We start from the raw sequence: 26,093 nt of genomic DNA, 5'->3' as shown, positions 1-26,093 counted from the left end.
GCGATTACGCGTTATCCCAACGGTCGCCAGCGCCCTGTCATGTGCACCAGGTCCCCGTGGCCATTGAGCTGAAAGTCGCCACTGGAACCCGCCGCGCTGGTCAGCAAAATAACCTCGCTGGGCAAGCGCACCGGCTTTTTGAAGTCGGCGGTGATCTCAATATTCGCTGCGGGCAGGTGTGAACCCAGTGCCGCCAGCGTGCGGGCTTTGAGCCACAAGCCGTGGGCGATGGCACTCGGCAAACCGAACAGCTTGGCGCTGGCAGTGCTCAGGTGAATCGGGTTGTAGTCACCGGACACTTTCGCGTAGCGGCGCCCAATGTCGTTTGCCGCGTACCAGCGCGTCAGTTCGCTCATGCCACTGACCACGCTGGCGGCATGCTCGGGTACCTCGCCCGGCATTTCCACGCCTTTGCACAGCAAGGTACTTTGCGCTTCCCACAGCGGGCCGAGCAGGTCATCCACCTGAGTGACCACGTCGAACGTCGCGCCTTTGGCATGCTTTTGCAGGTTGTGCGCGTAGACGCCAATGCGCAATTGGGTGACGCCGCCCATAGGCCGTAACACCCGAATCTGATTGCTCAGGTGAATCAGCCCCAGCAGCGGGAAAGGAAAGTGTGGGTCGCTCAGCAACTGCATTTGCAGCCCGAAGGCCAGTACATGGGGATACGTCGGCGGTAAAAGCGGGCTATCGGGCACATCGCAGACAGCGCGAAACGCTTGCAGCGGTTTGGCTTGAACCGCCACCCAGCAGCGCAATCCTGTTTCGGGCAACGTGTCGCCGGTGATACTGCGTTTGGTCGCGGCATGGGCATAGAGCGCGGGCAAGTGCGGCGCAGTGTCGAGGTCGAGCCACTTAACGTTCATGGCTCATGCCCCCAACAGGCTTTGGCCACACACGCGCAGCGCCTGCCCGCTGATCGCGCCTGACCCCGGCTGGCTGAGCCACGCCACGGCTTCGGCAACATCTTGCGCCAAGCCGCCCTGGCCCAGTGAACTCATGCGTCGGCCTGCTTCACGCAGCACAAACGGAATATGCGCGGTCATTTGGGTTTCGATAAACCCTGGCGCCACCGCATTGATGTTGATGCCGCGCTCGCTCAGCAACGGTGCCCAGGCTTGGGCCAAACCGATCAGCCCGGCTTTGCTGGCGGCGTAGTTGGTCTGCCCGCGATTACCGGCAATGCCGCTGATGGACGCCAGCACAATCACCCGGCCGTCATCGTGCAGGGTGCCGCTGTCCAGCAGGGCTTTGGTCAGCACTTGCGGGGCGTTGAGGTTGACCGCCAACACCGCGTCCCAAAACTCGGGGGTCATGTTGGCCAAGGTTTTGTCCCGCGTGATACCGGCGTTATGCACCACGATGTCGACACCGTCCGGCAATTGCTCGATGAGCTGTGGGGCGGCGTCTTGCGCGCAAATGTCTAGCGTGATGCTGCGCCCGCCCAAACGCGCAGCCAGCGCTTCAAGGTCATTTTTGGTCTGCGGTACGTCGAGCAACGTGACCTCGGCACCATCGCGGGCCAGAGTTTCGGCGATGGCGGCACCGATGCCGCGCGCCGCCCCGGTGACCAATGCCTTGCGCCCGGCCAGCGGCCGCGTCCAATCGGTGACGTGGGTTGCACACGGGGTCAGGCGCAACACTTGGCCACTGATGAACGCGCTTTTGGGTGACAGAAAGAACCTCAGCGCACCTTCGAGCTGGTCCTCGGCGCCCTCGGCCACATACAGCAGTTGCAGGGTGCTGCCGTTGCGCAGCTCCTTGGCCAATGAACGGCTGAAGCCTTCGAGCGCGCGCTGGGCGCTGGCGGCAAACGGGTCGCTCAGGGTTTCGGGCGCGCGCCCCAGTATCACGAGATGGGCGCTGTGTTGCAGGCTGCGCAGCAATGGCTGAAAAAACTCGCGCAGTTGCTTGAGTTGATCGGTGTGCAGCAGGTGGCTGGCATCAAACACCACGGCCTTGAGGGTGGGCCCCTGGCCTGGAATCCACGGGGTGGCCACCAGCGGTTCGGGGCCATAACTGAAAACCGCGTCGGTGAGCTTGCTGGCAAAGTGATTGACTTGCCCGACCAACGGTCCGCCGCCAAGCAGTAACGGGCCTTCGACCGGACGCAAGCGGCCAGCCTGCCAGCGTTCCAGTCGCACCGGTGACGCAAGCCCTACTGCACTGACCAGCCGCTGGCCGAGGAATGAGTTGGCGAAGTCGATATAACGGTCTGACATGGAACACTCTCCGACACATGGGGTTCAAAGGGTTGACCACTAAAAGACAAGGGTCGTTCGTTAAGGGTGATAACGCCTACGCTTGTAACGACAAATGGCGACTCAATCAAAGGGGAAAACGTATGACTCTGCGCCGTGTGGCGATTATTGGCGGTAATCGAATTCCGTTTGCCCGCGCTAATGGGCCGTATGCGAACGCCAGTAATCAGGCGATGTTGACGGCCGCGCTGGAAGGGCTGATCGAACGGTTTAACTTGCACGGCCAGCGGTTGGGCGAAGTGGTGGCCGGGGCCGTGCTGAAGGATTCGCGGGATTTGGGCCTCACGCGTGAGTGCGTGCTCGGCTCGCGGCTGTGCGCGCAAACCCCGGCCTACGACCTGCAACAGGCGTGTGGCACCGGCTTGGAGGCGGCCTTGCTGGTGGCCAACAAAATTGCGCTGGGGCAGATCGAGTGCGGGGTTGCAGGCGGTGTCGACACCACGTCCGATGTGCCGATCGGGTTGAATGACGGCCTGCGCAAATGGCTGTTGCAGTTCAATCGCACCAAGGCACCGCTGGACAAGCTCAAGACGGTGTTGCAATTGCGCCCGCAGTTTCTCAAGCCTGCGTTCCCGCGTAATGGCGAGCCGCGCACCGGGTTGTCGATGGGCCAGCATTGTGAGCTGATGGCGCAAACCTGGGCCATCCCGCGCGCCGAGCAGGATGCCTTGGCCTTGCACAGTCATCAGGCGCTGGCGGCGGCGTATCACGAGGGCTGGGAAGATGATTTGGTCACGCCGTTTCTGGGGCTGACCCGTGACAACAACCTGCGCCCGGATTTGACCCTGGAAAAACTGGCTGCCCTTAAGCCGGTATTTGAGCGCAGTGCCAAAGGCACGCTGACGGCGGGCAATTCCACGCCGCTGACCGACGGCGCCTCGGTCGTGTTGCTGGGCAGTGAAGCGTGGGCCAAGGCCCAAGGGTTGCCCATTTTGGCTTATCTGCGGGACGGCGAAACGGCAGCGGTGGATTTCGTGCAGGGTGGCGAAGGTTTGCTGATGGCCCCGGTGTATGCCGTCCCACGGCTGCTGGCGCGTAATGGCTTGAGCTTGCAGGACTTTGACTACTACGAGATTCACGAAGCGTTTGCCGCGCAGGTGCTGTGCACGTTGAAGGCGTGGGAAGACCCCCAGTATTGCAAAACCCGGCTGGGCCTGGACGCACCGCTGGGTGCCATTGAGCGCAGCAAGCTCAACGTCAAAGGTAGCTCGCTGGCGGCGGGGCACCCGTTTGCCGCGACGGGCGGGCGCATCGTGGCCAACTTGGCCAAGTTACTCGACGCCGCAGGCCGTGGCCGCGGGTTGATCTCGATCTGTGCGGCGGGCGGGCAGGGTGTAACCGCCATCATCGAACGTTAACCCAGGCCCGAAGGCTGCGAGCTTTGAGAGGTTCAAACACTCGCCCCTTCGCCAGCGCCTACAACGGAGCGGGGGCCGCCGCGCGAACGAGGTGTTGTGCCTCTTGCCGAGTGCGCGTTGCGTAGTTCTCTGCCATCACCGAGCACACGATCAACTGCAATGGGTGGTAGATCATGATCGGCAGCAAAATCAGCCCCAGCCCCGGGTTGGCGCCGAAGATCAGTGCGGCCATCGGCGCACCGGCGGCGAGTGATTTTTTGCTGGCGCAGAACACCGCGGCAATTTCATCCGCAGTGCTGAATTTCAGGGCGCGGGCGGTGCGGGTGGTCATCCACAAGATCGCCGCGAGCAACAACGCGCTGCCGATGAAGGCGCCAAGGATTACCGCAGCCCCTTGTTGTTGCCACATCCCCGAGACCATCGAGTTGCAGAACGCGGCGTACACCAGCAGCAGGATCACCACTTTGTCGACGATGTTGGTGTATCGCTTGTGACGGGCGAAGAAGCGCCCCAACAGCGGGCGCACCAGTTGGCCAAGCACCAGGGGCAGCAGCAACATGGCGCACAGATCGAGCAGGGTGGCACCCAGATCAATCCCGCCCGAGCCGCTGCCCACCACGAAACTCACCAGTAACGGGGTTAAAAATATCCCCAGCACACTCGACAGGCTGGCATTCAGAATTGCCGCAGGTACGTTGCCGCCTGCGCTGCCGGTGAGCGCCACGGAAGAAGAAATGGTCGATGGCAAGGCACACAAGTAGAAGAAGCCGAGCATCAGCAACGGCGCAATGCGCGTGCCCAGCAGTGTGTCGGCCAGCAGCCACAGCAGCGGGAAGACGATGAAGGTGAAGCCTTGCACCATCAGGTGCAGGCGCATGTTTTTCAGGCCGTGACTGATTTGCTCGCTGGACAGGTTGACCCCGTGCAGGAAAAACACCAGAAACACACCGATGTTGATCACCCATTCGGCGTGCATGGCGCCACCTGTGCTGCCGAAACGCGGAAACACATACGCCAGCAATGTCGCCAGCAACATGCCGCACAGAAACCAGTCGGTGAATACGCGTTTTAAGTGTTTGAGCACGGACATGGCAGGTACCGGGACATTGTAAGAATTGATGACATAGCCTAACGTCGGCCTTAATAGTCGTCTTGCGATATAAGGCCAATTCATGCCGCCAAACGGACAACGTGGCCCCCAGCGGGCAATACCTGAGCTTGCTGTGCTGCCGCGACCGCTCTATGCGCGGGCCGAGAGTTTGGGCGCCGGTTCGTGGACGCCACGCCATCAGCACGATTGGGTGCAGTTCTCCTACGCCATTAGCGGCGTGCTGGGCGTGCATACCAACGAAGGCAGCTTCTTTGCGCCACCGCAGTGGGGCATCTGGATTCCGGCGGGGCTGGAGCATGAGGTGCTCACCTCGATGCGCGCGGAAATGCGCAGCTTGTATGTGCGCCGCGAGGATTGTCTTTGGGCGCCCGAACAGTGCCGGGTGCTGGAGGTCACGCCACTGGCCCGCGAGTTGATTAAAAGCTTTTGTGCATTGCCGGTGAACTACCCCGAAGGTGGTAGCCCTGAGCAGCGGCTGGTGCAGGTGCTGCTGGACCAGTTGGCGAACTTGCCTGAGGTCGGTTTTTCGTTGCCGTTACCGCGTCATGGGCGATTGCTGGTGTTGTGCAATGAATTAATTGCAACGCCCGATGCCGAAGTCAACGTGGGGTTGTGGTCGGCCCGTTTGGGCATGTCAGACAAAACCCTGATGCGATTGTTTCAGCGTGAGACAGGTTTGAGCTTTCGCGGCTGGCGTCAGCGGGCGCGCTTATTGGCCTCATTGCGGGTGTTGGAGGAGGGCGGGCATGTCACTCGTGCCGCTCTGTCCTGCGGGTATGAGTCCACTTCGGCGTTTATCGCGGCGTTCAAAAAAATGTTTGGCTTTACACCGGGGGAGCTGTTTCGCCAAGGTTGAGGCCGCAAGGATTAGACGCTGTTCAAAATCTGGCGCTCGTCTATCATCCAGAGCGTTTGACGCACGAGGCGACAGACGAGATTTATCTGCACAGGGAGTGCTTGCAAGCGACTTGGAACACGGTGCCCCTCTCCCCGAGATGCGCGGATTGCCGTATAACGAGTGACATTCGCGTGTTTGGTAATAAAGGACCCACAATAAAAGCTGATGAAGACTCCAAAACGCTTAGAACCCCTGATCGAAGACGGTCTGGTCGACGAGGTGCTGCGCCCACTCATGAGTGGTAAAGAAGCAGCTGTGTACGTAGTCCGTTGCGGCAATGAGCTGCGATGCGCCAAGGTTTACAAGGAGGCTAATAAACGAAGTTTTCGCCAGGCCGCCGAATATCAGGAGGGTCGCAAGGTTCGCAATAGCCGTCAGGCCCGAGCGATGGCCAAAGGCTCGAAGTTTGGTCGCAAAGAAACCGAAGACGCCTGGCAGAACGCCGAGGTTGCCGCCCTGTTCCGTCTGGCGGGCGCGGGTGTGCGGGTTCCCAAACCGTTCGACTTCCTTGAGGGCGTGCTGTTGATGGAGCTGGTGGCCGATGAATACGGCGACGCTGCGCCGCGTCTGAACGACGTGGTGCTAGAGCCGGATCAAGCCCGTGAATACCATGCGTTTCTGATTCAGCAGATTGTGCTGATGCTATGCACCGGTTTGGTTCACGGTGATTTGTCCGAGTTCAACGTACTGCTCACACCGACTGGCCCGGTCATTATTGACCTGCCGCAAGCGGTTGATGCGGCGGGTAACAACCACGCGTTCAGCATGCTGGAACGTGATGTGGGCAACATGGCGTCTTACTTCGGGCGTTTTGCGCCTGAATTGAAGAGCACCAAATACGCCAAGGAAATGTGGGCGCTTTACGAAGCGGGCACCTTGCACCCTGGCAGCGTGTTGACAGGCGAGTTTGACGAGCCGGACGAGCTGGCAGATGTCGGCGGCGTTATTCGTGAGATTGAAGCAGCACGTCTGGACGAAGAACGTCGTCAGGCGGTACGTGCTGCCGATGACGCGCCCCCTGGTAAAACCGAAGAGCCGCCTCCGCCCTGGATGCAGTGATTCGCGCAATGAAAAATCCGGCTTCGGCCGGATTTTTTGTGCCCGTTCAAAACCGGTTCAGCGGCACTTTCAAACTGCACAAGCCACTGTCATCGGCCGGTGGCAGGTTGCCCGCGCGGATGTTGATCTGGATCGCCGGGATCAGCAGCTGCGGCACAGAGAGCGTGGCGTCACGGGTGGTGCGCATCGTCACAAAAGCTTCAAGGTCGATGCTGTCATTCACATGGATATTGCTCGCGCGTTGCTCGCCAACCGTGGTTGACCACGCGACGTCGCGGCCTTCGGGCGGGTAGTCATGGCACATGAACAGGCGGGTGTCGGTCGGCAGCGCCAGCAGGCGTTGGATGGATTGATACAGCTGGCGCGCATCGCCGCCGGGAAAGTCGCATCGCGCGGTGCCGACATCGGGCATGAACAAGGTGTCGCCGACAAAAATGCTGTTGCCTTCAATCTGGTAGGCCATGTCGGCCGGTGTGTGCCCCGGCACATGCAGCGCGCGTACTTCAAGGGTGCCGATGTAAAACATGTCATCGGCTTTAAATAATTTGTCGAATTGCGAACCGTCCTGTCTGAACTCAGGCTCGAGGTTATAAATGTCGCGGAACACCCGTTGTACGTGAGTGATGGGCGCGCCGATGCCGATTTGGCCCCCCAGTTTTTGCTTGAGGTAGGCACTGGCGGACAGGTGGTCGGCGTGGGCGTGGGTTTCCAGCAGCCATTGCACGGTCAGGCCCTGTGCCTGCACAAACTCAGCGATCAGGTCTGCGCTGTGGGTGCTGATACGTGCGGCGCTAGCGTCGTAATCGAGTACGGGGTCGATGATCGCGCAGGCGCAACCGTTGGTTTCGTACACCACGTAGCTGACGGTGGACGTTGCGGGATCGTAAAAGCCCTTGATTTCGGGGAGCATGGCGGCCTCACATCAATTGATACAGTAATCAATATATTGAAACATATATTATCGAATCGTAAACTGTCGGCCATCATGTCACGGAGGCTCACATGAGTGCTCAACTTACTGGCGAAGAAATCGGGCTACTGCGCGACTCTGCGTCCAAAGCGTGCACGCTGCTCAAGGTGCTGGCCAACGAAGATCGCCTGTTATTGCTGTGCCAACTGACCCAGGGTGAGCGCAACGTGGGCGAGCTTGAAGCGCTGACAGGTATTCGACAGCCTACGCTTTCTCAACAACTGGGTGTCTTGCGTGATGAAGGGGTGGTCAATACCCGGCGCATGGGCAAGTTTATTTTTTACTCGCTCGCCAGTTTCGAAGTGGTCTCTGTGATGCAAACCCTGTCGGGTTTGTACTGCGGCCAAGCGCTGAAAAAGTGACGCGCGGCGAGACCTGATTTTTCATTTTTACGGTGCCTGGAGTGCTCAATGGAGCAAAACATCAAGCGAATCGACGCGTCCTTTTCGGTGGCGGGTCAAATCGGTCAGTCTGATCTCCACTCATTAGCCGCGCTGGGATTTGCCACTGTGATGTGCAATCGGCCCGATCATGAAGGTGGGCCCCAACAACCCGAGCACGCAGCCTTGCAGCAGGCGGCGCAAGCTCTGGGCCTGAGGTTTGTATACCTGCCGATAAGCACCCGTGGCGCCACCGCGCAGGATGTTGAGCAGATGCGCGCATTGCTGGCGCAACTGCCCACACCGATTCTGGCCTTCTGCCGCACGGGCAACCGTTCTTCCAAACTGTATGAGTCAGCCACCCAACCGGCTCGCGATGAGGCCGCCTACGACGTGGTGGTGATTGGCGGTGGCTCGGCGGGTATCTCGGTGAGTGCCAGTTTGCTCAAACGTGATTCAGCGCTGCGCATTGCGGTGGTCGAACCCAGTGCCGAGCATTACTACCAGCCCGCCTGGACGCTGGTGGGCGGTGGCGCCTATGACGTTAAAAACACCGTGCGGGCCACCGCCGCGGTGATGCCCAAAGGCGCGACATGGATCAAGGCGTCGCTGTCGGCTTTCGCCCCGGAGCGCAAGGTGGTGCTGTTGAGTGATGGCTCTGAACTGGCGTATCAACAATTGATCGTCTGCCCGGGGCTTGAGCTGGCCTGGGAAAAAATAGAAGGGCTGGAAGACACGTTGGGCAAGCACGGTGTGACGTCCAACTATCGCTACGACCTGGCACCTTATACCTGGGAGCTGGTGCGCACTCTGCGCGGCGCAACTGCGCTGTTTACCCAACCGCCCATGCCGATCAAGTGTGCAGGTGCGCCACAAAAAGCGATGTACCTGGCCTGTGACCATTGGCGCAAACAGGGGGTGCTGGATGCCATGAACGTGGAGTTCAACCTGGCGGGCACCGTGCTGTTCGGTGTGCCCATCTTTGTGCCGCCGCTGATGAAATACGTTGAAGCCTACAAGGCCAAGCTGGCCTTCCAGTCCACGCTGGTGAAGGTTGATGGCCCGAACAAAACCGCGTGGTTTGAGGTGACCGATGCTGACGGCCACGTCACGCGGCATGCCAAAACCTTCGACATGCTGCATGTCGTCCCGCCGCAACAAGCACCGGATGTGATTCGCCGCAGCCCGTTGGCCGACAGTGGCGGCTGGTTTGAGGCCGACCCGGCCACGCTGCAACACCCGCGTCATGCCGACATATTTGCGCTGGGGGATGTGTGCGGTACGCCCAATGCCAAAACCGCAGCGGCAGTGCGCAAGCAGGTCGTGGTAGTGGCTGAAAACCTGATCGCTTTGCGCAAAGGGGCGGCATTGCCCAAGCGTTATGACGGTTATGGCTCCTGCCCGCTGACGGTCGAAAAAGGCAAAGTGATTCTGGCCGAATTCGGTTATGGCGGGAAACTGCTGCCCACCTTCGCGCTGGACCCGAGCGTGGCACGCTCCTCGGCGTGGTTCCTCAAGGCCTCTTTCCTGCCGTGGTTTTATTGGCAAGGCATGCTCAAAGGGCGCGAGTGGTTCACCGACTGCTCGGATAACTGAGCCGGCCATGTTGATCATTCTGTTAGGTATGTTGGTGGGCGTGGTGTTGGGGTTGACCGGCGCCGGGGGCGGCATTCTGGCGATTCCGGCGTTGACCCTGGGTTTGGGCTGGACCCTGGCGCAAGCGACGCCTGTCGCCTTGTTGGCGGTGGGCACGGCGGCGGCGCTGGGTGCGCTGGACGGGCTGCGTAAAGGCCTGGTGCGTTACAAGGCGGCTGCGTTGATGGCGTTGATCGGCTCAATCACTTCGCCGCTGGGGTTGTATCTGGCCAAGCTGTTGCCGGCCAAGGTGCTGGTACTGCTGTTTGGCGCGGTGATGGTGTTTGTGTCCGGGCGCATGTTTTGGCAGGCGCGAGCCGATGCGCGCGAGGACGCGAGCGAAAGTGTGCTGGAGAAAAACTGCATGCTCAACCCGAGCACCGGGCGTTTGACCTGGAATGCGCGGTGCAGCATGACGCTGGTGTCGATCGGCGCTACATCGGGTTTGCTGACCGGGTTGTTGAGTGTGGGCGGCGGCTTTCTGATCGTGCCGGCTTTTCGTAAGTTCAGTGACGTGCGTATCCACGCGGTGGTGTCCACTTCGCTGATGGTGGTGGCGCTGGTGTCGCTTGGCACGCTGGGCAACTTGATGCGTCAGGGCGTGAGCCTGTCGGGCGACGGTGTGGTGTTTATTGCGGCGACACTCGCCGGGATGATCGTGGGCCGAATGATTGCACCCAAGGTGTCCGCTCAGTTGTTGCAACAAGGTTTTGCGGTGCTATGTGCGGCGGTCAGTGTGTTGATGTTCGCCAAAGTGCTCATGATGAGCCTTTGACGAAACAGCCGATTCAGGCGCAGCAACTCCCCGACTCCAACCCTTTGAGAATCGGGCAGTCGGGGCGGTGATCTCCCTGGCAGGTGTCAACCAGGTCTTGCAGGGTGTCGCGCAAGCTGCTCAGTTCGACGATCTTTTGGTTCAGTTCGTCGATGTGCTGACGCGCCAGGGCTTTTACATCGCTACTGGCGCGCTGGCGGTCCTGCCACAAGGCCAGCAGTTTGCCGACTTCTTCCAATGAAAACCCCAGGTCCCGCGAGCGTTTGATAAACGCCAGGGTGTGCAAGTCCTCGTCACTGTACAGGCGGTAGCCGCTGTCACTGCGGTGGGCAGGCTTGAGCAGGCCGGTGGCTTCGTAATAACGAATCATCTTGGCGCTCAACCCACTGTGTTTGGCGGCTTGGCCGATATTCATGACGACTGTCTCCTCACTCAAGGTCCTTGGGTTTCCAGAACTTCAGTAACAGTGCGTTACTGACCACGCTGACGCTGGAGAAGGCCATTGCGGCGCCCGCCAGCACTGGGTTCAAGAAGCCAAAGGCGGCCAACGGAATACCGATCACGTTGTAGATAAACGCCCAAAACAGGTTTTGGCGGATTTTGGCGTAGGTTTTGCGGCTGATCTCCAGGGCGGCGGGCACCAGTCGCGGATCACCGCGCATCAACGTGATGCCCGCTGCGTGCATGGCCACGTCAGTGCCGCCGCCCATTGCAATCCCGATATCGGCTGCGGCGAGCGCCGGGGCGTCGTTGATGCCGTCGCCGACCATCGCCACCACGCCGGTCTTTTTCAGCTCGACCACGGTTGCGGCTTTGTCGGCGGGCAGCACTTCGGCGTGTACGTCTTTAATGCCCAGTGCCTCGGCCACAACCCGGGCACTGCCTTTGTTGTCGCCCGTCAGCAGGTGGCTGCTGATGTGGCGTTCGGTGAGTTGCTGCACCGCGCTCAGCGCGCCGGTTTTGAGCGTGTCACCAAAGGCAAACAGGCCCAGCACTTGGGGCTGCGGGCTTTGCTCGATCAGCCACGACAAGGTGCGGCCTTCGGCCTCCCAGGCGGTGGCCGCGTCGGCAAGGGTGCCGGGGTTGAGGCCGGTTTCTTCCAGCAGGCGACGATTGCCCAGCGCCAGCCGCCGATCCAACAGCGTGCCGGCAATGCCGCGCCCGGTCAGTGACTGGCTGTCGGTGACGTCGGGCACGCTCAGGTTTCGCGCCGCGCAAGCGTCCAGCACGGCTTTGGCCAAGGGGTGTTCGCTGCCACGTTGTAAGGCGCCTGCTGCTTGCAGTAAGCGTGCTTCATCGCCATCCAGCGCACTGAAGTGAGCGATTTGCGGGGTGCCGGAGGTCAGGGTGCCGGTTTTGTCGAACACCACGGCGCTGACTTCGTGGGCGCGCTCCAGCGCTTCGGCATCTTTAATCAAAATGCCGTAGCGGGCCGCGACGCCAGTGCCAGCCATGATTGCGGTCGGTGTGGCCAAGCCCAGTGCGCATGGGCAGGCGATCACCAGTACGGCCACGGCGTTGATCAGCGCGGTTTCAATTGGCGCGCCATAGAACCACCAGCCGAGTAAGGTCGCCAAGGCAATGAGCAACACCACCGGGACGAAAATCTGGCTGACTTTATCCACCAGCTTCTGAATCGGGGCTTTACCGGCTTGCGCGTCTTCAACCAGGCGAATGATGCGGGCCAGAACGGTTTCGGTGCCCAGGGCCAGGGTTTTGATCACGAGGCGACCTTCGCCGTTGATGGCGCCGCCGGTGACGTTATCCCCAGGCTGCTTGGGCACGGGCAGGCTTTCACCGCTGATCAGGGCTTCGTCGGCGTGGCTTTGACCTTCGACCACTTCGCCGTCTACCGGGAAACGTTCGCCGGGTTTGACCAGCACCAGATCGTTGAGGCGCAAGTCACTGATGGCTACGTCCTGTTCCTGACCATCGACCACTCGCAGGGCGCGTTCGGGGCGCAACGCTTCAAGCGCGCGGATAGCGCTGGCGGTTTGGCGTTTGGCGCGACTTTCGAGGTATTTGCCCAATAGCACCAGGGCGATGACCACCGCAGACGCTTCGAAATACAGGTGCGGCATGCTGCCGGGCGCTGCGATGGCCCATTCGTACAGGCTCAACCCATAACCGGCACTGGTGCCCAGCGCGACCAGCAGGTCCATATTGCCCGCACCGGCTTTGACGGCTTTCCAGGCGGCGACATAAAAGCGCGCACCCAGAATGAATTGCACCGGGGTGGCGAGCAAAAATTGCACCCACGCAGGCAGCATCCAGTGCAGGCCAAAAGGCTCGACCAACATCGGCAACACCAGCGGCAACGCCAACACAATGGCGGCCACCAAGGACCATCGCTCACGGCGCAGACGTGTGTGTTGATCGTCTTCAACGGCTTGCACATTGTCGGTCAATTGAGCGGTGTAGCCTGCTTGGCCAACAGCCTCAATCAGTACGGCGGGATCGACGTGGCCCAGCAAGTCGACATGTGCCCGCTCACTGGCCAGATTGACGCTGACGCTTTTGACGCCGGCGACCTTGGCCAGTGCTTTTTCAACACGACCCGCACAACTGGCGCAGGTCATGCCGCCAATACTCAGCTCCAGGCTATGGCTGGGCACGCTATAACCGGCGTGGGCGACGGCTTCAACCAGTGCAGGCAGGCTGTCGGCGGGCGCTTCGACGCGGGCTTGTTCAGTCGCCAAATTAACGCTGACCGCTGTAACGCCGGGCACTTTGGCCAGGGCTTTTTCCACGCGTCCAGCACAACTGGCGCAGGTCATGCCAGCGATAGGCAGGTCGTATTGGGTGGGCACGAGCAATCCTCCTCAAGAAGTTATCTATCCATAGAATCGACCTTGACCCCGTGGCAAGGTCAAGGCCCCTTGTTGATCGTGACTTGCGACCTTTGAGTCGCGCTTAATACTCCAGCTTGGCGGGTAGCAGGTACATCCCTTTTTCTTTCTGGGCAATGCGATATTTACGGACATCGCCTGCCTTCAAGGTAATGGCTTGTAAAGGTGTCGCGAGCATGCCGGGCAAGCAGCCTGGGACTTGCCCGGGCAAAAGTTTGAGCTGCAAGCTGATTTTGCCCGGCGGGAAATTGAACGCTGTGGCTTGTTCCTGGAACAAGCGTCCGGCCAGTTGGTCATTTACATAGAGGCCAATCTCACAGTTGGTGGGCACCTCAAGACGTTCGCGGGAAATGATTAACACCCCGTAGTCCTCACTCGCATTTGCCCACATCGGCAAGCTGGCAAGGCCCAAAAGGCTGACTAGGCTCAAAGCGGACCAGCGCATGGCTACGTATCCTGTTTTTAAATCATAAGGTTTGCAGCTTGGCCGACCGCGAAACAGATTGCCAGCATCGGTTGGCAACATCACGCTTGACCTTGCCACGATGGCAAGGCCAACACTCAACGCCTCTCTAACCAAGGAGCAATCATCATGCAAACATTTAAAGTTGACGGTATGACCTGTGGCGGCTGTGTGGGTGCAGTGACCCGTGCGGTGCAGAGCTTAGACAAAGACGCCAAAGTAGAAGTGGATCGGGCGAGCCATATGGTCAAAGTTGATAGCCCTCTGCCCGCCGTGCAAATCATCGACGTCATCACCACGGCCGGGTTTGAAGCGCGTACCGCCCCGGGTGAATAAACTTTTGCCGGTGGCGCGTCAGGTTTTTATTAGCTAGCTCGCTATCTTTATGTTCAAGGTGTTCAGGCACGGCTAGACTATCGGGCCGCGCAGACAGCAGCATGACCTGGACACCTGATGAACTTTAGAACCATCCTGATTCTGGGCGCCTTAAGCGCCTTCGGTCCCTTGGCCATCGATTTTTACTTGCCGGGCTTCCCGGCGATGGCGCAAGCATTCGCAACCGATGAAAAGCACATCCAGCTCACGCTGGCCGTTTATTTTCTGGGCTTGTCCATTGGCCAGTTGGTGTACGGCCCCATCGCGGACCGTTTCGGTCGGCGCCTGCCTTTGTTGGTTGGCGTGGGGCTGTTCACTGCGGCCTCCTTTGCCTGCGCGTTTGCGCCGTCGCTGGAATGGCTGATAGGGGCGCGCTTTGTGCAAGCCCTTGGGGGGTGTGCGGGCATGGTGCTGTCGCGGGCGATTGTCAGCGACAAGTGCGATGCGGTGGGGTCGGCGAAAGTGTTTTCGCAACTGATGCTGGTCATGGGGCTGGCACCGATTCTGGCGCCGATGCTCGGTGGTTTGCTGGTCAATCTGTATGGCTGGCAAGCGATTTTCATCGTGTTGACGGGCTTCAGCGCCCTGGCGGCCTTGGCAGTGGCATTGGGCCTGCCGGAAAGCTTGCCGGCCAACGTGCCGCGTCAACCGCTGTCGGGTGCGCTGCGTCAATACGGTCGGTTGCTCAAAGATCGCGAGTTTCTGGGGCATGCATTGACCGGCGGGATCGCAATGGCCGGGATGTTTGCTTATATCGCGGGCTCGCCGTTTGTGTTCATCAAGTTGTATGGCGTGCCCGCCGAGCACTACGGCTGGCTGTTTGGCAGTAACGCCGCAGGCTTTATTTTGGTGGCGCAAATCAACGCCCGTTTGCTGGCCAAACGCGGCCCGGCCTTTTTGCTGTCGCGCATGGTGTGGGTGTATCTGGCGGCGGGCTTGACGCTGTTGGCGATCAGTTCTTTGCACACTGAACAGCTGTGGCCGCTATTGATCCCGCTGTTTATCTGCATCGCCAGCCTTGGCTGCATCATCCCGAATGCCTCGGCGTGTGCAATGAGCGGGCAGGGCGCACGTGCTGGCAGTGCGTCGGCCATGCTGGGTTGCTTGCAGTTCAGCGTGGCCGCAGCGGCCGCCTGGTTGGTGGGGTTGCTGCATGATGGCAGTGCCATGCCGATGGCGATGGTCATCAGCTTGTGCGGTGTGCTGGCAGTGGCGATTGCGGTGGCAACCCGGCGGTTGTACACCGCGCGGATTGCCGCTCAAACGTCGATCTGATCTACCCCGCCATGCGCTCAGGCAATCTGTGCGGGGCTTGCAGGCGTGTTCGCAGTGTATCCACAAAGGCTCTGGCCTCGGATTCACTGCGAAAGTTAACGGCTTGCTGGTCGATTTGAACTTGCCATTGGCAGTCGCGGGATCTTGCTAACGCTTTTATCAGGATTTTCATTTCTGGCCTCCTCAGGTTCGCAAAGGAGGCCAGTGTATGCCCGAAAACGCGATGAAATATGACGGGCATCAAGTCTCTGACTGACGGTTGAAAAATGGCCGCATCCGTCCCTTCTCGTGTTTGATCAGAACCCTTCGAGTACGATTTTGCCCTTGGCTTTACCGCTTTCCAGCAGTGCATGGGCACGTCGCAGGTTGCTCGCGTTGATGGCGCCAAAGTGCTCGCCGACCGTGGTGCGCAGGGTGCCAGCATCAATCAGCTCGGCGACGCGGTTCAGCAGGTGATGCTGCTCGATCATGTCCTGGGTTTGGAACAGCGAACGGGTGTACATAAACTCCCAGTGCAGCGACAGGCTTTTGCGTTTGAGCTTGGTGATGTCGAGGGTCTTGGGGTCATCAATCAACGCCAGCTTGCCCTGTGGGGCCAGCGCTTCGACCAGTTGGTCCAGATGCTGATCGGTCTGGGTCAGGCTGGCCACGTGGGTGACGGCGTCGATGCCTTGGCGTTTCAGCTCGGCGCTTAACGGCTGGCTGTGGTCGACGATAACGTCGGCGCCCAGCTCGCGTACCCAGGCTTGAGTGTCAGGACGCGAGGCGCTGCCAATCACCTTAAGCGCCGTGAGCTGGCTGGCCAGTTGCGTCAGGATGGAGCCGACGCCGCCTGCTGCGCCGACAATCAACAAACTTTGTTGCAAATCCGTTTGGCCTTGGGCGATGGCGAGGCGCTCAAACAACAACTCCCATGCGGTGATGGCGGTCAGTGGCAGTGCCGCGGCTTCAGCGAAACCGAGGCTCTTTGGCATGTGCCCGACAATGCGCTCGTCGACTACATGACGCTCACTGTTGGCCCCTGCGCGGGCGATGGAACCTGCGTAAAACACCTTGTCACCCACCTTGAACAGGCTCACGTCACTGCCGACGGCCTTGACCACGCCCGCTACGTCCCACCCCAGGACTTTGGCCGTGCCCGCGTCGGGCTGTACGTTTTCACGCACCTTTGTGTCCACAGGGTTGACCGAGATCGCTTTGACCTCCACCAAAAGGTCGCGTGGCCCGGCAATCGGTTCGGGCAGCTCGATGTCTTGCAGGGCCAGCGGGTCTTGAATCGGCAGCGAATGGTAGTAAGCGACAGCTTTCATGGGGCGCATCCTGTGAAGGGAAACTGGAGAAGGCGATGATTCGCTATTTCACCGCGCAGTAAAACCGGCTAAAACAGCAGGCTCTTTCAATATTTTTTTGATAATCGACGGTTTTATTCACCATGCTGCGTTTTGACGACCTGCAATTGTTTGTACGCGCCGCTGACCTGGGCAGCTTGTCTGCGGCTGCGCGAGTAATGGACATGTCACCTGCGGTAGCGAGTGCGGCACTCAAACGGATCGAAACTCAGCTGGGCGCGCGCTTGCTGGCGCGCTCCACGCGTAGCTTGCGTTTGACCGCAGAAGGCCAGGGCTTTCTCGACTATGCACGCAAGGCACTGAGCAGTCTGGATGAAGGACGACGGCTTTTGGCGCGCGGGCAGGATCAAGTGAGTGGCGTGTTGCAGCTGTCAGCACCCTCGGACTTCGGGCGCAATGTATTGCTGGCGTGGCTGGATGAGTTTCAGCGTGAGCATCCGAAGCTGACGGTGCGGCTGCTGCTGGGGGATCGGATTGTTGATCTGTTTCGCCAACCGGTGGACATCGTCTTGCGCTATGGCGAACCTGAGGACTCCAGTTTGGTTGCGTTGCCGGTCGCGCCGGACAATCGCCGGGTGTTATGTGCCTCGCCCGCCTATATCGCGCGCGCTGGCGAACCGCGCCAGCTTGAACAATTGCTGCAACACAATTGCCTGTTGTACATGCTCGGCACACGGGTGCACGACCATTGGCAGTTTCATGATGGCAAGCGAGAGTTGGGGCTGACAGTGAGCGGCGACAGGTTCAGCGATGATGCTGATGTGGTGCGTTTGTGGGCGTTGGCCGGGGCGGGCATTGCTTACAAGTCTTGGCTGGACGTGGCGGCAGATGTGCGTGCGGGAAGGCTCAAGGTGCTGATGCCAGAGCTTGAGGGCGAGCGGGCGCCATTAAATATGCTGTGTGCACACCGCGCGCAGTTGAGTAAACCGGTGAAATTGTTGCGTGACATGCTCAGTGAGCGTTGTGCAATGTTGGCGCGTGACCTGTAGCAATTGCCCAAGGCTGCGATCGTTTTGCGGTGCTCGCTCAAAAGATCGCAGCGTTGGTGGCGCTCGTGTTTACGGCTTGACCAAACGGGCATCCAGACCGTTTTGCGCCAGGCGCTTGGCCTGATCCTGGGTCATGCCCAAATGGGTGTGCAGCGCGTGGAAGTTCTCGGTCATGTAACCGCCGAAGTACGCCGGGTCATCGGAGTTCACGGTCACCTTCACACCGCGCTCCAGCATCTCGAGGATGTTGTGTTGCGACATGTGATCAAACACGCAGAGCTTGGTGTTGGACAGCGGGCACACGGTCAACGGGATTTGCTCCTCGATGATGCGCGCCATCAGTCGTTCGTCTTCAATCGCTCGCACACCGTGGTCGATACGCTCGATTTTCAACAGGTCGAGGGCTTGCCAGATGTATTCGGGCGGGCCTTCTTCACCTGCATGGGCAACGGTCAGGAAGCCTTCGTCACGGGCACGGTCAAACACGCGCACAAACTTGCTGGGCGGGTGGCCCATTTCCGAGCTGTCCAGGCCGACCGCAATAAAAGCATCGCGAAAAGGCAGGGCTTGGGTGAGGGTTTTTTCGGCTTCTTCTTCGCTCAGGTGGCGCAAGAAACTGAGGATCAAACCGCTGCTGATGCCCAGTTGCTGCTCACCGTCTTTGAGTGCAGCGGCGATGCCGTTGAGTACCACTTCGAACGGCACGCCACGGTCGGTGTGGGTCTGGGGGTCAAAGAACGGTTCGGTATGAATCACGTTTTGCTCTTTGCAGCGCAACAGGTACGCCCACGTCAGGTCATAGAAGTCTTGCGAGGTACGCAAGACGTCAGCGCCCCGGTAATACAGGTCGAGGAACTCTTGCAGGTTGTTGAACGCGTACGCTTTGCGCAACGTTTCAACGTCGTTCCACGGCAGGGCGATTTTGTTGCGTTCAGCCAGGGCGAACAGCAGTTCAGGTTCCAGAGAGCCTTCAAGGTGCAAATGCAGTTCAGCTTTTGGCAGGGCGTTGAGCCAGTCGTACATAACAGTTTTTCTCATCAAATCAGGTGCAGATGGCGGCATTCTACAGGTCAGCTGCGACATATTTGGTAAAACCCGACCAAGCTATTTGTCCCCGCGCGGTGACTGCACAGGTTTGAATCCATCGAGTGACACGGGTCGTGAACTAATATGTAACGAAACGTTAGCGGGCTGCGGCAGTCTGTAACCCAACGACGTGTATTGGTTCTCAGGCAAAAAGGCTCGCGATGCTGACTTTATTGAAAGATGAAAAACTCCTGCTGCTGGCGATTGTTATGGCGTGTGTGGCCTTCCCGCTGGAGCATTGGTTGCTCAGCAGCGGGCAGATGACGGCATTGATCGCAGGCTTTGTGCTGATCGCGGCCATCGTGTGTGCCTCCATGCGCGTGGCCCATCACGCCGAAGTCTTGGCCGAAAAGTTTGGTGACCCCTATGGGACGATGATTCTGACGCTGTCAGCCGTGTTGGTTGAGGTCGTAATACTCGCGATCATGATGAGCAATGAAGCATCACCGACGTTGGTACGGGACACGATCTATTCGGCTGTGATGCTCGATATCAACGGCATCCTCGGCTTGGCAGCGTTGATGGGCGGCATCAAGCACGGTGAGCAGTCCTACAACGACGACTCTGCGCGCACCTACAGTGTGATGATTTTGACCGCCATGGGCGTGTCGATGGTGGTGCCCGAATTTATCCCCGAAGCAGACTGGAAAATTTACTCGGCGTTCACCATTGGCGCGATGGTGCTGCTTTACACCTTGTTCCTGCGCATGCAAGTCGGGCCGCACAGCTACTTTTTCAGCTACAGCTACCCGGAGAAAAAAGGCCGCAAGCGCGCCCCTGAAGGCTCGCCCGCCCATTTGAAGTTGTCGATTGGGGTGTTGGTGTTCGGCATCATTGTGATCGGCGCACTGGCTGAAGTGATGTCCAAGACCCTCGACCTTGGTTTGGAAGGGACGGGGGCACCGCCGGTCATCACGGCGATACTGGTGGCGGCGATCTCTGCGGCCCCGGAAATTTTGACGGCTTTGCGCGCAGCATTGGCCAATCGGATGCAGTCGGTGGTTAACGTGGCGTTGGGTGCTTCTTTGTCGACGGTTATTTTGACCGTGCCAGTGATGGAGGCGATGGCTTTGTACACCGGTCAGCCGTTTCAGATGGCGATGACGCCGGTGCAAACGGTGATGGTGTTGATCACGCTGGTGGTCAGCGCCATCAACTTGAATGACGGCGAGACCAATGCAATTGAAGGCATGACGCATTTTGTGCTGTTTGCGACGTTCATCATGCTGTCGTTGTTGGGCCTTTAACTGAAGGGCGGTAGACGCCTACCGCCCAGCCTGCTTACCAGGGAATGGTTTGACCTTGGTAGTCGATGAAGTGATGGCCACCTTTGCCCGCGTACGCGTTTACCTGTTCGACCAGGCCACGGGTGCTGGTGGGCACATCAATTTCTGCGTCTTCACCGCCCATATCAGTTTTCACCCAGCCAGGGTGCAGGGTCAGCACGGTAGGGCGGTCTTCACCCAGTTGGCCGATAAATGTGTTGGTCATCGAGTTAAGTGCGGCTTTGCTGGCTTTGTAAAGCGCCATTTCTGGTGCGTCGGGTGACTTGATGCTGCCAATGCCGGAACTCATAAAGGCCAGAACGCCACTGCCTTTTCGGATTTTGCTGACAAAAGCCTGTGCCACGTTGATCGGTGCCACGCTGTTAGTCAGAAACAGTTGGCCGATGTCGGCAAGGCTGGCATCCCCCGAGAGTTGATCGTCCGGGCCTTTGATACCGGCGTTTATAAAGACCAGATCAAAAACCTCATCGTCCAGTTTCTTGCTCAGTGCCTTGATGGCCTGTTGCTCGTCAATTTCCAGTTGTTCGACACGCACCGCGCCGAGCGTTTTAAGGGGCTGTGCATTGTCCGGATTGCGAACCGTGGCCGTGACGTCCCAGCCATCGTTCAAAAGTTCTTTCACCAGGCCCAAGCCCAGCCCACGTGATGCGCCGATGATGAGTGCTTTTTTTACAGTCATAAGTTGCGTCCTTATAGAGGAAGGAAGGGATCACCGCTGAAGGTTTTACTCCTTCACGGGGCGGATGCACACCCATACGGGTTGGTTAAAAAACGTACAGACTGAGGCGGACTTTACAGGCAGCGCATTCGCGTTGGGTTTGCACGGGTTATCCACAGGTTGCTCCACAGGAACTGTGTGCAACTCGTGCGCAGGGTTATAAGCGCTGCGGGATAAGTGTCTTAGGGCAATAAAGACGCTTAACGCACTGTTTGTAGGACAGTTTTAAGTGAGCGGGGTGGAATTGGTCATAAAACGTACAAAGTTCTGTAAGCCCCGCAGGCCGTGGCTTTCAGGCGTGTTTGCTCAGGTTATCCACAGTCGGGTGCACAGTGGCTGTGGGCAACTGTTTGTGTGGGAATAAGGGCGATCAGTCATTCGCTTTGAGTGGATAACGTTCAAGCACAATCCTGCCGCGACTGAGGTCGGCAAGTTGTTGTTGCAGTGCCTGAATGTGTTCTTCGGCTATGGCCAGCTGTAAATCAACGCCGTTAGCGGTAAAGGTTTCTTCGCGGAGTACGCCATTTAGCTCGCTGATACGCAGTTTGACTAACACCCATTCGCTGAAGCTGCATGCGCACCGCAGTGCCACCCGCGTGATCAAGGGAAACTTGTCGGCATTTTGCAGGCATTTGTTTGCCCCGCCGCCGTAGGCCCGGGCCAGCCCGCCAGTCCCCAATTGGATACCGCCGTACCAACGAATCACCAAGACCACAACTTGATCGCAGTCCTGGGCCTCTATCGCGGACAAAATCGGGCGTCCGGCAGTGCCGCCGGGTTCTCCGTCATCGCTGCTGCGGTATTGATCGCCCAGTTTCCACGCCCAGCAGTTGTGGGAGGCGTTGAGGTCGCTGTGTTGATCAATAAACGTATGTGCCTGTTGGGCGCTGGTGATCGGTGCGGCGAAGGTGATAAAGCGGCTTTTACGGATTTCTTCGCGATACTCGCAAAGGCCGGTCAGGGTTGAGGGCATATCAGTTCCGGGCTGGAGGCAGGTTTAGGACCATCGCGATGGGGTACAAGGTGGGCGAACGTTAGCGTGTCGCTTCAAGGCTCTCAAGGAAACTTTCGAGTACCAGGTGCGGGCGCCGACCCTTGCGGGTGACCGAGGCCAGACTCAAGTCATAAAAGCGTGCTGCGGGTTTAAGAGCGCGCAGGCGGCCTTGTTGAACCCACAAACTGGCGTAGTGGTCTGGCAGGTAGCCGATGTAGCGCCCGGTAAGAATCAGAAACGCCATGCCTTCACGGTCCGAGGCGCTGGCGGTGCAGTTGAGTGCCTGGTAGTGCGCTTGAATATCGGACGGTAGGCGAAAGGTTGGCGCAATGGCGTCTTGTTCATTGAGCCGTTGATCGGGTAGCTGATGGTCATCCACATAGAACAACGGATGGCCAACGGCGCAATAAAGCAGCGAACGTTCGCTGTAGAGCGGCTGATACTCAAGGCCGGAGAGTGCGCTGGCCTGAGGCACCACCCCTACATGGAGGCGTCCATCGAGCACGCCTTGCTCGACTTCATTCGGCGAAATCATGCGGATCTGGATTTGCACGTCCGGGCCACGCTCTTTGAGTTGGGCCAGTGCATGGGTGATGCGCATGTGGGGGAGGGTAACGAGGTTGTCAGTCAGGCCGATCGTCAACTCGCCGCGCAGGTGTTGATGCAGGCCGTTGACCTCTGTACGAAAGCTTTCAAGGGCACCGAGCAATTGCAGCGACGACTGATACACCTCGCGACCTTCTTCTGTCAGGGAAAACCCTGCTCGCCCACGTTGGCACAAGCGCAAACCCAAGCGCTGCTCCAGGTCGCTCATTTGTTGGCTAATGGCTGAGCGGCCTATACCAAGAACAGTTTCGGCCGCTGAAAACCCGCCGCACTCCACAACGCTGCGAAAGATGCGCAGCAGGCGTATATCAAAGTCACTGACTTGCGCTAAAGCATCGGAGCGGCGATTGCTCATAGTTTAGTAAGCACCTAACTAAAGGTTAGAAAAGTTGGATTTCACCGACTTTATAGGCGTGGCAATTTAGCTGCAACAAGGATTTGGATCCCACGCTGCTTTCTGTCTTGCGAGGTTTTGCTGATGAACATGCCTGAAAACGCCGAGTTAAACGTGGCTAGCCAGCTCAAGCTGGATGCTCACTGGATGCCTTACACGGCAAACCGTAACTTCCATCGCGACCCGCGTTTCATCATCGGCGCCAAAGGCAGTTATCTGACGGATGACAAAGGTCGGCAAATTTACGATTCATTGTCAGGTTTGTGGACGTGCGGGGCTGGACATACCCGCACCGAGATCCAGGAAGCGGTCGCCAAACAATTGGGCACGCTGGATTACTCGCCAGCCTTTCAGTATGGACACCCGCTGTCGTTTCAGTTGGCCGAGAAAATCACCGAGCTGACGCCAGGTACGCTCAATCATGTGTTCTATACGGACTCAGGCTCCGAGTGTGCGGATACCGCAGTGAAAATGGTGCGTGCTTATTGGCGCCTGAAGGGCCAGTCGACCAAGACCAAAATGATTGGTCGTGCCCGTGGTTACCACGGCGTGAACATTGGCGGCACGAGCCTGGGCGGTGTGAACGGCAACCGTAAGATGTTTGGTCAGGCGATGGCGGACGTCGATCATTTGCCGCACACGCTATTGGCCAGCAACGCATTCTCGCGCGGTATGCCGCAGTTGGGCGGAATCGCGTTGGCTGATGAACTGCTCAAGTTGATCGAGTTGCATGACGCGTCGAACATCGCCGCTGTGTTTGTCGAACCGATGGCGGGTTCGGCTGGTGTCCTGGTCCCGCCGCAGGGTTATCTGAAACGTCTGCGTGAAATCTGCGATCAGCACAACATCTTGCTGGTGTTCGATGAGGTGATTACCGGATTTGGTCGTACCGGCTCGATGTTCGGCGCTGACAGCTTCGGCGTCACACCGGATTTGATGTGCATCGCCAAACAGGTCACGAACGGTGCGATTCCGATGGGCGCCGTTATTGCGACCACCGAGATTTATCAGACTTTCATGAATCAACCTACGCCTGAGTATGCGGTTGAGTTCCCACACGGTTATACCTATTCGGCGCACCCCGTGGCGTGTGCTGCGGGGATTGCCGCGCTGGATCTGCTACAAAAAGAAAGCCTGGTACAAAGCGTGGCTGAAATAGCGCCGTATTTTGAGAATGCGTTGCATGGTTTGAAAGGCGTTAAAAACGTAATCGATATTCGCAATTATGGTTTGGCCGGAGCGATTCAGATTGCCCCGCGAGATGGCGATGCGATCGTGCGGCCTTTCGATGCGGCAATGAAACTGTGGAAGGCGGGTTTCTACGTGCGCTTTGGCGGTGACACGCTTCAATTTGGGCCAACGTTTAACAGCAAACCCCAAGAATTGGATCGATTGTTCGATGCAGTGGGAGAGGCGTTGAATCAGGTCGACTGATCCCTTCTATATAGAAGAGACATTTTCGTTTTTGGACAGGCGTGTACCGTTCACGCCTGCAAGCATGTTTTTGGAGTTGCAATGAGCACGATTCAACATTTGATCAATGGTGAGATGGTGAGTGACGCCGGTCGTACGGCGGATGTGTATAACCCCTCGACAGGCAAAGTGATTCATCAGGTGCCTTTGGCCAGCCGCGAGACCGTTCAAAAAGCCATAGACACGGCTAAGGCGGCGTTTCCGGCTTGGCGTAATACGCCTCCAGCCAAGCGCGCTCAAGTGATGTTCCGGTTCAAGCAGTTGCTGGAACAGAACGAATCGCGCATTTCACAGTTGATCAGCGAAGAGCATGGCAAAACGTTAGAAGATGCTGCGGGCGAGTTGAAACGTGGGATTGAGAACGTTGAGTACGCGTGCTCGGCTCCGGAAATCTTGAAGGGTGAGTACAGCCGTAACGTAGGGCCGAACATTGATGCGTGGTCAGACTTTCAACCGATAGGTGTGGTTGCCGGGATTACGCCTTTCAACTTTCCAGCCATGGTTCCGCTGTGGATGTACCCGTTGGCGATTGTGTGCGGTAACTGTTTCATCTTGAAACCCTCGGAACGTGATCCAAGTTCAACACTGCTAATAGCACAGTTGCTGCAAGAGGCGGGTCTGCCCAAGGGGGTCTTGAGCGTGGTTCATGGCGATAAGACCGCTGTGGATGCATTGATCGAGGCGCCGGAAGTCAAAGCTCTGAGTTTTGTAGGATCGACGCCGATTGCTGAGTACATCTATGCCGAAGGGACCAAGCGCGGCAAACGTGTGCAAGCGCTGGGTGGTGCGAAGAACCATGCGGTGCTGATGCCGGATGCTGACCTGGACAATGCGGTGAGTGCGTTGATGGGCGCAGCTTATGGTTCGTGCGGCGAGCGCTGCATGGCGATTTCTGTTGCTGTGTGTGTGGGCGATCAGGTTGCGGATGCGTTGGTGGCCAAGCTGGTTCCGCAGATCAAGGCGCTCAAAATTGGCGCGGGAACTTCATGCGGTCTGGACATGGGGCCATTGGTATCCGGCCCGGCGCGTGACAAGGTCAGCGGCTATGTGGCGCAAGGTGTAGCTGCTGGCGCAGAGCTGGTGGTGGATGGGCGCGGGCTGAGTGTTAAGGATCACGAGGAAGGCTTCTTTTTGGGCGGCTGCCTGTTTGATCGTGTGACGCCAGAAATGCGTATCTATAAAGAGGAGATTTTTGGACCGGTCTTGTGCATCGTTCGGGTGAATAGCCTGGAGGCAGCGATGCAGTTGATCAACGATCACGAGTACGGTAACGGAACGTGCATCTTTACCCGTGATGGCGAGGCGGCACGTCTGTTTTGTGATGAGATCGAAGTGGGGATGGTGGGGGTTAACGTGCCGTTACCTGTGCCGGTGGCCTATCACAGCTTTGGTGGCTGGAAGCGCTCCTTGTTTGGTGACCTGCATGCATATGGGCCGGACGGGGTGCGCTTTTACACGCGTCGCAAAGCGATTACTCAGCGCTGGCCGCAACGCGCCAGTCATGAAGCATCGCAGTTCGCTTTCCCGAGCTTGTAAGACGCAGGTAGGTGCACGATACCTGGCGAGAGGCCAGCCTTAAGGCTGGCCTCTGCATTTCTGCACTTTTATAGCGATTTGACAGAAATGTGAAATCAGTGCTTGACGCAGGATTCCAGCGGCCTATAATTCGCCCCACTTCCGGCGTAGTCGAAACGGAAAACTCCTTGAGTATCAATGAGTTGAACGGTTTTCGGCGATGCTAGCTTCAAATCATCGAAGCAGGAAATGAGGTGTTGACAGCAGCGTGTAA

Annotated in this window: 25 protein-coding genes; 12 read left to right on the top strand and 13 right to left on the bottom strand. The window is 58.5% G+C overall.

Annotation, left to right across the window (positions count from 1 at the left end; all coding sequences use genetic code 11):
* Window positions 1-11: 11 nt before the first annotated feature.
* Both ACP7A4_RS15840 and ACP7A4_RS15835 read right to left on the bottom strand, forming a co-directional pair.
* Window positions 12-866 carry a MaoC family dehydratase gene (locus ACP7A4_RS15840; RefSeq protein WP_059761688.1) on the bottom strand — a complete coding sequence of 285 codons (855 nt, stop codon included), beginning with the start codon at window positions 864-866 and terminating at the stop codon, window positions 12-14.
* Between the two features lie 3 nt (window positions 867-869).
* Window positions 870-2,222 (bottom strand): 3-oxoacyl-ACP reductase, encoded by a 1,353-nt coding sequence (locus ACP7A4_RS15835; protein WP_426247750.1) that lies wholly within the window; start codon window positions 2,220-2,222, stop codon window positions 870-872.
* Between the two features lie 122 nt (window positions 2,223-2,344).
* Here ACP7A4_RS15835 and ACP7A4_RS15830 point away from each other — a divergent pair, with 122 nt between their 5' ends.
* The gene (locus ACP7A4_RS15830; protein WP_059761690.1) at window positions 2,345-3,619 is read left to right on the top strand and encodes an acetyl-CoA C-acetyltransferase; all 1,275 of its coding nucleotides are present in this window, start codon (window positions 2,345-2,347) and stop codon (window positions 3,617-3,619) included.
* A gap of 58 nt (window positions 3,620-3,677) precedes the next feature.
* Here the strand turns inward: ACP7A4_RS15830 and ACP7A4_RS15825 are convergent, their stop codons facing one another.
* Window positions 3,678-4,709 carry a bile acid:sodium symporter family protein gene (locus ACP7A4_RS15825; protein ID WP_059761691.1) on the bottom strand — a complete coding sequence of 344 codons (1,032 nt, stop codon included), beginning with the start codon at window positions 4,707-4,709 and terminating at the stop codon, window positions 3,678-3,680.
* An 82-nt stretch (window positions 4,710-4,791) separates the two neighbouring features.
* Between ACP7A4_RS15825 and ACP7A4_RS15820 the strand changes: the two genes are divergently transcribed.
* Together ACP7A4_RS15820 and ACP7A4_RS15815 are read left to right on the top strand one after the other, a co-directional pair.
* Window positions 4,792-5,586: an AraC family transcriptional regulator gene (locus tag ACP7A4_RS15820; protein ID WP_426247749.1), complete on the top strand. Its 795-nt coding sequence runs from the start codon at window positions 4,792-4,794 to the stop codon at window positions 5,584-5,586.
* 207 nt (window positions 5,587-5,793) lie between these two features.
* Window positions 5,794-6,687 carry a PA4780 family RIO1-like protein kinase gene (locus ACP7A4_RS15815; RefSeq protein WP_048364325.1) on the top strand — a complete coding sequence of 298 codons (894 nt, stop codon included), beginning with the start codon at window positions 5,794-5,796 and terminating at the stop codon, window positions 6,685-6,687.
* A gap of 46 nt (window positions 6,688-6,733) precedes the next feature.
* On the opposite strand, the gene ACP7A4_RS15810 is transcribed toward ACP7A4_RS15815, so the two are convergent.
* Window positions 6,734-7,597 (bottom strand): MBL fold metallo-hydrolase, encoded by an 864-nt coding sequence (locus tag ACP7A4_RS15810; protein ID WP_426247748.1) that lies wholly within the window; start codon window positions 7,595-7,597, stop codon window positions 6,734-6,736.
* Between the two features lie 92 nt (window positions 7,598-7,689).
* On the opposite strand from ACP7A4_RS15810, the gene ACP7A4_RS15805 reads away from it, so the two are divergent.
* The 3 genes from ACP7A4_RS15805 to ACP7A4_RS15795 are packed head-to-tail and all read left to right on the top strand — an operon-like array spanning window position 7,690 to window position 10,447.
* Complete coding sequence (locus ACP7A4_RS15805; protein ID WP_059761694.1) at window positions 7,690-8,019, top strand: ArsR/SmtB family transcription factor; 330 nt, start codon at window positions 7,690-7,692, stop codon at window positions 8,017-8,019.
* A 48-nt stretch (window positions 8,020-8,067) separates the two neighbouring features.
* Entirely contained in the window at window positions 8,068-9,633 is a 1,566-nt protein-coding gene (locus ACP7A4_RS15800; RefSeq protein WP_203302989.1) for a bifunctional protein tyrosine phosphatase family protein/NAD(P)/FAD-dependent oxidoreductase, read from the top strand.
* Between the two features lie 7 nt (window positions 9,634-9,640).
* Window positions 9,641-10,447, top strand: a complete 807-nt coding sequence (locus ACP7A4_RS15795) for a sulfite exporter TauE/SafE family protein (RefSeq protein ID WP_059761695.1) — start codon at window positions 9,641-9,643, stop codon at window positions 10,445-10,447.
* Between the two features lie 13 nt (window positions 10,448-10,460).
* Here the strand turns inward: ACP7A4_RS15795 and cueR are convergent, their stop codons facing one another.
* The 3 genes from cueR to ACP7A4_RS15780 all read right to left on the bottom strand — a co-directional run bounded on the left by cueR (window position 10,461) and on the right by ACP7A4_RS15780 (window position 13,741).
* Complete coding sequence (gene cueR, locus ACP7A4_RS15790) at window positions 10,461-10,862, bottom strand: Cu(I)-responsive transcriptional regulator (RefSeq protein WP_048364321.1); 402 nt, start codon at window positions 10,860-10,862, stop codon at window positions 10,461-10,463.
* A gap of 13 nt (window positions 10,863-10,875) precedes the next feature.
* Window positions 10,876-13,263, bottom strand: coding sequence for a heavy metal translocating P-type ATPase (locus ACP7A4_RS15785; RefSeq protein ID WP_426247747.1), 2,388 nt, complete (start codon window positions 13,261-13,263; stop codon window positions 10,876-10,878).
* A 97-nt stretch (window positions 13,264-13,360) separates the two neighbouring features.
* Window positions 13,361-13,741: a hypothetical protein gene (locus tag ACP7A4_RS15780; RefSeq protein WP_203302986.1), complete on the bottom strand. Its 381-nt coding sequence runs from the start codon at window positions 13,739-13,741 to the stop codon at window positions 13,361-13,363.
* A gap of 147 nt (window positions 13,742-13,888) precedes the next feature.
* Between ACP7A4_RS15780 and ACP7A4_RS15775 the strand changes: the two genes are divergently transcribed.
* Together ACP7A4_RS15775 and ACP7A4_RS15770 are read left to right on the top strand one after the other, a co-directional pair.
* Window positions 13,889-14,095: a heavy-metal-associated domain-containing protein gene (locus tag ACP7A4_RS15775; protein ID WP_426247746.1), complete on the top strand. Its 207-nt coding sequence runs from the start codon at window positions 13,889-13,891 to the stop codon at window positions 14,093-14,095.
* A 117-nt stretch (window positions 14,096-14,212) separates the two neighbouring features.
* Entirely contained in the window at window positions 14,213-15,409 is a 1,197-nt protein-coding gene (locus ACP7A4_RS15770) for a multidrug effflux MFS transporter (RefSeq protein ID WP_059761699.1), read from the top strand.
* Window position 15,410: 1 nt separating this feature from the next.
* Here the strand turns inward: ACP7A4_RS15770 and ACP7A4_RS15765 are convergent, their stop codons facing one another.
* Together ACP7A4_RS15765 and ACP7A4_RS15760 are read right to left on the bottom strand one after the other, a co-directional pair.
* Window positions 15,411-15,581 carry a hypothetical protein gene (locus ACP7A4_RS15765; RefSeq protein ID WP_371260596.1) on the bottom strand — a complete coding sequence of 57 codons (171 nt, stop codon included), beginning with the start codon at window positions 15,579-15,581 and terminating at the stop codon, window positions 15,411-15,413.
* 124 nt (window positions 15,582-15,705) lie between these two features.
* Window positions 15,706-16,719 carry a zinc-binding alcohol dehydrogenase family protein gene (locus tag ACP7A4_RS15760; protein WP_059761700.1) on the bottom strand — a complete coding sequence of 338 codons (1,014 nt, stop codon included), beginning with the start codon at window positions 16,717-16,719 and terminating at the stop codon, window positions 15,706-15,708.
* Between the two features lie 122 nt (window positions 16,720-16,841).
* On the opposite strand from ACP7A4_RS15760, the gene ACP7A4_RS15755 reads away from it, so the two are divergent.
* The gene (locus ACP7A4_RS15755; protein ID WP_059761701.1) at window positions 16,842-17,747 is read left to right on the top strand and encodes a LysR family transcriptional regulator; all 906 of its coding nucleotides are present in this window, start codon (window positions 16,842-16,844) and stop codon (window positions 17,745-17,747) included.
* A 69-nt stretch (window positions 17,748-17,816) separates the two neighbouring features.
* On the opposite strand, the gene ACP7A4_RS15750 is transcribed toward ACP7A4_RS15755, so the two are convergent.
* On the bottom strand, window positions 17,817-18,770 hold the full coding sequence (locus ACP7A4_RS15750; RefSeq protein ID WP_048364315.1) for an adenosine deaminase: 954 nt from the start codon (window positions 18,768-18,770) through the stop codon (window positions 17,817-17,819).
* 224 nt (window positions 18,771-18,994) lie between these two features.
* Between ACP7A4_RS15750 and ACP7A4_RS15745 the strand changes: the two genes are divergently transcribed.
* Window positions 18,995-20,080, top strand: coding sequence for a calcium:proton antiporter (locus ACP7A4_RS15745; RefSeq protein ID WP_426247745.1), 1,086 nt, complete (start codon window positions 18,995-18,997; stop codon window positions 20,078-20,080).
* Window positions 20,081-20,114: 34 nt separating this feature from the next.
* Here the strand turns inward: ACP7A4_RS15745 and ACP7A4_RS15740 are convergent, their stop codons facing one another.
* The 3 genes from ACP7A4_RS15740 to ACP7A4_RS15730 all read right to left on the bottom strand — a co-directional run bounded on the left by ACP7A4_RS15740 (window position 20,115) and on the right by ACP7A4_RS15730 (window position 22,792).
* Window positions 20,115-20,798 carry an SDR family oxidoreductase gene (locus ACP7A4_RS15740; protein WP_059761704.1) on the bottom strand — a complete coding sequence of 228 codons (684 nt, stop codon included), beginning with the start codon at window positions 20,796-20,798 and terminating at the stop codon, window positions 20,115-20,117.
* Between the two features lie 409 nt (window positions 20,799-21,207).
* Entirely contained in the window at window positions 21,208-21,810 is a 603-nt protein-coding gene (locus tag ACP7A4_RS15735; protein WP_426247744.1) for an IMPACT family protein, read from the bottom strand.
* Between the two features lie 61 nt (window positions 21,811-21,871).
* Complete coding sequence (locus ACP7A4_RS15730) at window positions 21,872-22,792, bottom strand: LysR family transcriptional regulator (RefSeq protein WP_426247743.1); 921 nt, start codon at window positions 22,790-22,792, stop codon at window positions 21,872-21,874.
* Between the two features lie 123 nt (window positions 22,793-22,915).
* Between ACP7A4_RS15730 and ACP7A4_RS15725 the strand changes: the two genes are divergently transcribed.
* Complete coding sequence (locus ACP7A4_RS15725; RefSeq protein WP_048364310.1) at window positions 22,916-24,265, top strand: aspartate aminotransferase family protein; 1,350 nt, start codon at window positions 22,916-22,918, stop codon at window positions 24,263-24,265.
* Between the two features lie 81 nt (window positions 24,266-24,346).
* On the top strand, window positions 24,347-25,840 hold the full coding sequence (locus ACP7A4_RS15720; RefSeq protein ID WP_426247742.1) for a CoA-acylating methylmalonate-semialdehyde dehydrogenase: 1,494 nt from the start codon (window positions 24,347-24,349) through the stop codon (window positions 25,838-25,840).
* The last annotated feature ends 253 nt before the right edge of the window (window positions 25,841-26,093 follow it).

It is taken from the genome of Pseudomonas sp. TWR3-1-1 (genome assembly GCF_049896545.1).
GTDB lineage: Bacteria > Pseudomonadota > Gammaproteobacteria > Pseudomonadales > Pseudomonadaceae > Aquipseudomonas > Aquipseudomonas weihenstephanensis.
This window is presented reverse-complemented; position numbering and strand designations above follow the sequence as displayed.